This window comes from Gordonia sp. UBA7860 (assembly GCF_002500165.1).
In the GTDB taxonomy this organism is placed as follows: Bacteria; Actinomycetota; Actinomycetes; order Mycobacteriales; family Mycobacteriaceae; genus Gordonia; species Gordonia sputi.
On the sequence record NZ_DLSO01000009.1, the window covers coordinates 23,159 to 30,679 of the forward strand.

General features: G+C 66.1%; 6 protein-coding genes and 1 pseudogene. 4 read left to right on the forward strand and 3 right to left on the reverse strand.

Features of this window, described 5'->3' with window-relative positions:
* Positions 1-62 precede the first annotated feature (62 nt).
* The 3 genes from B3T59_RS01215 (at position 63) to B3T59_RS01225 (ending at position 5,244) form a co-directional block, all read left to right on the forward strand.
* Entirely contained in the window at positions 63-2,483 is a 2,421-nt protein-coding gene (locus B3T59_RS01215) for a phosphoketolase family protein (RefSeq protein WP_287001296.1), read from the forward strand.
* 707 nt (positions 2,484-3,190) lie between these two features.
* Positions 3,191-4,492, forward strand: coding sequence for a TrpB-like pyridoxal phosphate-dependent enzyme (locus tag B3T59_RS01220; RefSeq protein ID WP_287001297.1), 1,302 nt, complete (start codon positions 3,191-3,193; stop codon positions 4,490-4,492).
* Positions 4,493-4,494: 2 nt separating this feature from the next.
* Positions 4,495-5,244, forward strand: coding sequence for a DUF429 domain-containing protein (locus tag B3T59_RS01225; protein ID WP_287001298.1), 750 nt, complete (start codon positions 4,495-4,497; stop codon positions 5,242-5,244).
* Positions 5,245-5,395: 151 nt separating this feature from the next.
* Here B3T59_RS01225 and B3T59_RS01230 read toward each other — a convergent pair whose 3' ends face one another.
* Positions 5,396-5,728 carry a DUF202 domain-containing protein gene (locus B3T59_RS01230; RefSeq protein ID WP_005202452.1) on the reverse strand — a complete coding sequence of 111 codons (333 nt, stop codon included), beginning with the start codon at positions 5,726-5,728 and terminating at the stop codon, positions 5,396-5,398.
* The gene (locus B3T59_RS01235) at positions 5,725-6,102 is read right to left on the reverse strand and encodes a YidH family protein (RefSeq protein ID WP_005202450.1); all 378 of its coding nucleotides are present in this window, start codon (positions 6,100-6,102) and stop codon (positions 5,725-5,727) included. The genes B3T59_RS01230 and B3T59_RS01235 overlap by 4 nt, the downstream gene beginning before the upstream one ends.
* A 244-nt stretch (positions 6,103-6,346) precedes the next feature.
* On the opposite strand from B3T59_RS01235, the gene B3T59_RS01240 reads away from it, so the two are divergent.
* On the forward strand, positions 6,347-6,850 hold the full coding sequence (locus B3T59_RS01240) for an LURP-one-related/scramblase family protein (RefSeq protein WP_287001299.1): 504 nt from the start codon (positions 6,347-6,349) through the stop codon (positions 6,848-6,850).
* A gap of 33 nt (positions 6,851-6,883) precedes the next feature.
* Here the strand turns inward: B3T59_RS01240 and B3T59_RS01245 are convergent.
* Positions 6,884-7,521, reverse strand: a pseudogene (locus B3T59_RS01245) (TerD family protein); the annotation flags it as partial.

Here is a 7,521-nt window from a genome sequence, read left to right on the forward strand (position 1 = left end):
CTGATGGAAGGGGGAATGGACAAGAGCACCATCAAGAGTCGACGAGTTCGAAGGGAACCCGCATGACCGAGGTCTCCACCCAACAGCGCGCGTATCAGCAGGCGGATCTCGACGCCGACCTGCGATGGTGGGCGGCGGCGAATTACCTCACCGTCGCCCAGATCTATCTGCAAGACAATGTCTTGCTGCGCGAACCACTTTCGCGCGACCACATCAAGCCTCGTCTGCTCGGCCACTGGGGGACCAGCCCGGGACTCTCGGCGATCTATACGGTGCTGAACCGGATCATCAAGGAGTCCGACAGTTCGTGGCTCTACATCACCGGTCCCGGACACGGTGGTCCCGCGCTTGTCGCGAATACGTACCTCGAAGGCACCTACACCGAGGTCTACCCGAAGATCTCCCTCGACGCCGACGGCGTCAAACGTCTCTGCCGTCAGTTCTCGACGCCCGGCGGCATCCCCAGTCACGTGAGCGTGCAGACCCCGGGAAGTATCCACGAGGGCGGCGAGCTCGGATATGCACTGGTACACGCGGCGGGCGCGGCCTACGACAACCCCGACCTGACCGTCGCCTGTGTCATCGGCGACGGTGAGGCCGAGACCGGGCCACTCTCGGGTTCGTGGAAGATTCCGGCCTTCCTCAACGCCGCGCGCGACGGCGCCGTGCTGCCGATCCTTCACCTCAACGGGGCGAAGATCGCCGGTCCGACGGTCCTCGGCCGCAGTACCGACGCCGAGGTGACCGACTATCTGCACGGGCAGGGCTGGGTTCCGACATTCGTCGAGGGCGACGATCCCGCCCAGGTGTTCTCCGACCTGCGCGCCGCGATCGTGGAGGCCCGTCGTCGGGTCGGTGAGATCCAATCCGAGGCGCGCGCAGACGGCGCCGATTCGACGTTGCCCGACACCCATTGGCCCGCAATCGTATTGCGCACACCCAAGGGTTGGACCGGACCGAAAGAGGTCGACGGCAAGAAGATCGAGGGCACGCACTGGGCGCATCAGGTGCCGCTCTCGGGCGTCCGGGAAAACCCCGAACACCTCGCGATCCTCGAGGAGTGGCTGAAGTCGTACAAGCCGGAGGAGATCTTCGACGACAACGGCGCCATCGTCGAATCGATTGCCTCGCTTGCGCCTGCGGGCGATCTCCGGATGGGTGCGACGCCGTATGCCAATGGTGGTCGGTTGCTCTCGCCGCTGCGGCTGCCGCCGATCGAGCAGTACGCGCTCGACATCCCCGAACCGGGCGACGTCTCATTCGAAACGACCCGCGTTCTCGGTGAGTTCATGCGCGACATCTACACGCAGAACTCCGACGCCGACGGCGGCGGCACGTTCCGGCTCTTCTGCCCGGACGAGACGTCGAGTAACCGGCTCGGAGCGGTCTTCGAGGTCACCGACCGCGCGTGGCAGCTTCCGGTCACCGAATACGACGACAACCTCTCGCCGTCGGGTCGTGTGATGGAGGTGCTCAGCGAGCACCTGTGCCAGGGCTGGCTCGAGGGCTACACGTTGACCGGTCGGCACGGTGTGTTCGCGACCTATGAGGCGTTCGCGATGGTGAGCGCGTCGATGGTGGTGCAGCACACCAAGTGGTTGCAGCACGCGGCGACGCTGCCGTGGCGCGAACCCGTCGCGTCGCTGAACATCCTGCTGACGTCGACGTGCTGGCGAAACGACCACAACGGGTTCTCGCACCAGGGTCCCGGGCTGATCGACCTCGTGCTGCCACTCTCACCCGAGGTGGTTCGCGTGTGGCTGCCGCCGGACTCGAACTCGCTGCTGTCGATCTCGGATCACTGCCTCCGCAGCCGCGATCACGTGAACCTGATCGTCGTCGACAAGCAGCCGCACCTGCAGTACCTGTCGCTGGAGGAGGCCAACAAGCAGGCCGCCGCCGGAGCGTCGATCTGGGATTGGGCGGGCACCGAGAACGTCGAGGGCGAGCTACCCGACATCGTGCTCGCCAGCGCGGGCGACGTCCCTACGCAGGAGATCCTCGCCGCCGCGCAGTTGCTGCGCGAGTGGGTGCCGTACCTGCGTGTGCGCGTCGTGAACGTGATGGACCTGATGGTGCTGCTGCCGCAGAACGATCACCCGCACGGACTGTCGGACGAAAAGTTCAACGAGCTGTTCACCCGCGACGTCGACGTGGTGTTCGGATTCCACGGCTACCCGCGCGCGATCCACCAGTTGGTGCACGGGCGTACCCATCCGGGACGCTTCCACGTGCGCGGCTTCTCCGAACAGGGCACGACCACAACCCCGTTCGACATGGTGGTGCTGAACAAGATGAGCCGCTACCACCTGGTGATCGAGGCGCTGCGTCGCGCACGCCGCGCCCCCGAGAAGGCCGAGGAGCTGGTGGCGTACTGCAACAACCAGCTCGCCCGCCACCACGACTACGTCCGCGAACACTTCGAGGACCTCCCCGAGGTGCGCGACTGGAAGTGGTCATCCCCGAGCGGCTCGCGGGACTAGGCGCGCCGGGGTCGGGTGGACTCGGCGGGCTCGGCCGGCGGGCGGGCCTCGTCGGCCGGCGGCCGCGCGGAAAGTAGGGGAAGGGTTCTTTCCCCTACTTTCTTGGGGCGCTGGAGGTCGAGTAGTCGTGTGTTCGACGTCGCGCTGCCCCTGGCCCGACGTCGGGACGCGGCACCGGGGTGCAGGAACTAGGGGAGGCGTTCTTTCCGTGGGTTCCTTCGGTTTCTCCGCACAGCTTCTGGGGGAGAGGTCAGTAACTCGAGGAAGGGTTCTTTCCCCTACTTTCTGTCGGGGCGCACGCCCCGAGCGGTCGTGCGGTTCGACGTCGGGACGCGGCACCGGGTGCAGGAACTAGGGGAAGCGTTCTTTCCCCGGGCTTCTTCGGTTTCCCCGCGCAGCTTCTGGGGGAGGGGTCAGCAACGCGGGGAAACGTTCCTTCCCCTACTTTCTGCGGGGGCGTTCGACGTCGAGCCGCCTAACCCCTGCCCGACGCCGGGCTCCAGGACGCAGGAACTAGGGGAAGCGTTCTTTCCGCGGGCTTCTTCGGTTTCCGCGCGCAGCTTCTGGGGGAGGGATCAGCAACGCGGGGAAAGGTTCCTTCCCCTACTTTCTGCGGGGGCGCTCGACGTCGAGCCGCCTAACCCCCGCCCGACGCCGAGCGCCGAATCGGCCCGCGGCGCTGCCCGCCCGCGGACTAGAGTGTCCGCATGACGATGCACGTGGACGCAAGCAACCCGGACCTCATCACCGTGGACGTGCCGACGCACTGGTACAACCTCGCGGCGGAGCTCTCCGAGCCGATCCCGCCGCACCTGCATCCGGGCACCAAGGAGCCCGTCGGACCAGACGATCTCGTCGCGCTCTTCCCGAGCGGACTGATCGCGCAGGAGGTCTCGACCGAGCCGTACATCGAGATCCCCGAACCGGTGCGCGAGATCTACAAGATGTGGCGGCCGTCGCCGCTCATCCGTGCGCGACGCTTCGAGGAGTCGCTCAACACGGGCGCGCGGATCTACGTGAAGTACGAGGGCGTCAGCCCCGTCGGCTCACACAAGACCAATTCCGCTGTCGCGCAGGCGTATTACAACAGCGTCGACGGTGTCCGGAAGCTCACCACCGAGACCGGCGCGGGTCAGTGGGGTAGTGCGCTCGCGTTCGCGGGTGCACAGTTCGGCATCGACGTCGAGGTCTGGCAGGTGCGCGCGTCCTATGACTCGAAGCCATACCGCGGCTATCTGATCCGCACATACGGCGGCACGATTCACTCGAGCCCGTCGACGTTGACCGAGTCGGGCCGTGCAATTCTCGCGAAGACCCCCGACACCACTGGCAGTCTCGGGATGGCCGTCAGTGAGGCCGTCGAGGTCGCCGCCAACGACCCCGACGCCAGGTACGCGCTCGGCAGCGTGCTCAATCACGTTGTGCTGCACCAGAGTGTGATCGGTCAGGAGGCCGTCGAACAGCTCGTCGCCGTCGAACCCAATGGTGCAGACGTCGTATTCGGTTGTGCGGGTGGCGGTTCCAATCTGGCCGGGTTGGCGTTCCCGTTCCTGCGCGAAAAGATCCACGGCCGGTCGAACCCGAGGGTGGTCGCCGCGGAGCCCTCGGCGTGCCCGTCGATCACGCAGGGCGAATACCGCTACGACCACGGCGACGTCGCGGGCCTCACCCCGCTTCTCAAGATGCACACTCTCGGAATGGATTTCGTGCCCGATCCCATCCACGCCGGCGGTCTGCGCTACCACGGCATGGCGCCCGCACTGAGCCACACCGTCGAGCAGGGCCTGGTCCAGGGTGTGGCGATCGATCAGCACGACGCATTCGCCGCGGGCGTGCAATTCGCGCGTACGCAGGGCATCGTGCCCGCGCTCGAGTCGACGCATGCGATCGCGGCGTGCGCTCGACACGTCGCCGACAATCCTGCTGAGCAGGTCGTCGTGATCGGATTGTCGGGTCACGGTCAACTCGATCTTCCTGCCTACGCGGAGTTCCTCGACGGGAAAATCTGAGCGTGATCACCGCGGGCGTCGACCTTTCTGCCTCGCCCGCGTCGACCGCCGTCGCCGTCGTCGAATGGCGTGAAGACGACGTCGGCCGTGGTGGGTACTCGGCTGTACTACGCGAATTGGTCACTCCCGCAGATGATTCGACGATCCGCGCGCTCGTCGGCGGCGCTGATCGCTGCGGCATCGACTCTCCATTCGGATGGCCCGACGCCTTCGTCGAGTTCGTCAGCGCTCACCATCGTGGCGACACAGCGAAGGAGTCGCAGCTCGACGACATCGCAACACGTCGCCCCCTTGCGTACCGACGCACTGATCGCCACCTCGTCGAGCACGGACTGGGCCGACCACTCAGCGTGTCCGCAGATCAGATCGCGCACGTGGCGTTTCGCTGTGCGGGTCTGCTCGCCGACCTCGGAGTGTCGGATCGGATCGACGGCTGGGCCGTCGAAGCGTATCCCGCTGGCGCACTGAAGCATTGGGGACTGACATCGCGCGGATACAAACGTTCGACGCATCGTGATGTACTCGCGGGTCTTGTCGACGACCTGCGAGCGGCGGCACCCTGGCTGGACGTCGGACCCCACGCTGCCCTCATGGCCAGCAACGACAACGCATTCGACGCCGTCGTCACCGCACTCATCGCACGTGCGGCGAGCCTCGGCGGCACCGCACTTCCGCTCGAAGCAGACATGCCGATCGCCCACCGCGAGGGCTGGATTCACGTTCCGACGGGCAGGCTCGACGACCTGCGATGACGCGCGGGAACGTTGTCGCATCTCAGTAAGAGCCGCGGTTGCGGTTGCCCACAGGCGCGGAATCCGAGCGTCTGGGCAACCGGAACTCCAGCAACCGGAAGTTCGTGGCCGACTACTCCGTCGACCGAGCGCTCCGCCGACCTCGCCGTTCCTACACCAGCGCCGCGGTGAGGAGCACGACGATGGTCGTCAACACCGCGGCAGCCGTAGTCATGACGGCCGCCGTGTCCGAGCGGTGCAATGGGGCGGAGTTGTCGCCGAGCACTCGGCGACGCCGACGCCCAATGACCGCGACCACGACGGAGGCGACTGCCGCGACGCCACACAGCGCATAGATCAGAGGCGACGAGCTCGGTCGCAGTACCTCGCGACCGGCGACGAGAAGCCCATTGACGAGAATCGCGAATGACGTTCTGCTCCATGCGAGGTCGGTGCGCTGCGGTTGTAATCCGGCGCGCATCGCGGGGTCGGATCGATCACTCATGGCCGCGCGACGATCAACGCCGTGATGACCGCGGCCGCCGCAATCACGGTCAGAGCGACACCCAGCACCGCGATCAGTGAACTTCTCGGCAGCGGCTGTTCGCGTCGGATCGCGTCGTCGTTCTGCTTCCACCGGATCAGGCCGCCGGCGGATACGACGACGGCGAGGAGCCCGAGAGCCAGTCCGAGTCCATACCGAAACGCGGGGTGCGTCGGATCGGGCAGGAACTGCAACGCGGCGATCGCAGCGGCGAGGAGTCCGAGCGCTGTGCGCTGCCACGCGAGGAAGGTGCGCTCATTTGCGAGTGTGAAACGGTAATCGGGCTCGCGCGCCGGCGGCGAGAAGGGTGACTCGTTCGTGGCGTTCTCAGGCACCTTCCCACTGTGGCCGATCGCCGCTGCCTATGCACGCTCGACGCTCAGAAGCGCCCGGTCGACATTCTCGAGCGCCCGGTCGACATTCTCGAGCGCCCAGTCGGCATTCTCGAGCGCACAGTCGGCAGTGACCTCGCGTCGACGGGGCGTCGCCTCGCGTCGACCGGGTAGGGACGGGGTTTGGCTAGGGTGGTCGGAACCGCGGGTAGAGGCGTAGCCGGAACCGCGGAGGAAGGTGTGCATCGTGTCGAGGTTGTATATCAAGCAGAAGGTCTTCTCGGTCGGCGAGCAGTTCACCGTGTTCGGCGAGTCCGAGCAACCGCGCTACTACGTGCAGGGCAGCTTCATGCGGGTCCCCAAGCACTTCACCGTGACTGACGGATCAGGCGCTCCCATCGCGGAGATCACGAAGACCGTCTTCAGCTTTTTGCCACGGTTCACGGTCGAGATGCAGGGCGTCGAGGTCGCGACGATCCGCAAGGAGTTCAGCTTCTTCAAGCCGAAGTACTTCATCGAGGGTGCGGCGCTCGACGTCTCCGGTGACTGGTGGGACATGACATTCGACGTGTCGCGCAATGGCGAACGGGTCGCCAGTATTCGCAGGAAGCTGCTCAGCTGGGGCGACACCTACGAGGTCGACGTCTTCGACGACGCGCTCGAAGCCATGATCATCTCGCTCGTCGTCGCCATCGACCGCGTTCGAGCCGACGCTTCCAGCTCATCGTCGGCCGCAAGCTGGTCGTCGTAGCGCGCCGGCCGTGCACGCCCACCCCGTGCAGACCTACTCCAGGTACCGGCCGAGGTACCTTTCCGCCTCCCGCGGGGTCTTGGCCTGGAAGCCGTCGCCGACGGCGCGCATCTTCCAGTCCCCGCCGCTTCGCGACATCACGGCCATGAGCACACCGGTGAACGGCATGCCGCCCCGAAGCGTGAAGCGTGCCAACTCGGCGCCGGTCGTGTCGTCGACGAGACGGCAGAAGGCGTTGTCGATCGCCTCGAAGGTCTGCCCGCGGTACGACGTCACGATGAACGCGAGATTGTCGATGTGCGGTGGGACAGCCTGAAGGTTGACGCGGATCACCTCGTCGTCGCCGTCGCCCTCACCGGTCAAGTTGTCGCCGGAGTGGACGACCGAGTTGTCGCTGCTCCGAAGATGACCGAAGTAGATGGCCTCCGCGAGCGAACCGCGCGAATACATCATCACCGACGCGTCGAGGTCGATGTTCTGTGACCCGCCGCCGAAGAAGCCGCGCTTGACCGGGTCCCATCCGAGTCCCATGCGCACCAGCGTGAGCGCGACGCCGCCGTCCTTGCGCAACGTCACCTTCTGACCCTTCGCCAGGTTGACCCGCTTGTTCTAGGACAGGGGGATCGAGGTGGGCTGCGGCGGTGAGGTGGGCTGCGGCGGTGAGGTGGGCT

Excerpts from the sequence above, each read along its gene's own strand:
- B3T59_RS01220 (WP_287001297.1), top strand. The coding sequence starts at position 3,191 with ATGACGATGCACGTGGACGCAAGCAACCCGGACCTCATCACCGTGGAC.
- B3T59_RS01215 (WP_287001296.1), top strand. The coding sequence starts at position 63 with ATGACCGAGGTCTCCACCCAACAGCGCGCGTATCAGCAGGCGGATCTC.
- B3T59_RS01230 (WP_005202452.1), bottom strand. The coding sequence starts at position 5,728 with ATGAGTGATCGATCCGACCCCGCGATGCGCGCCGGATTACAACCGCAG.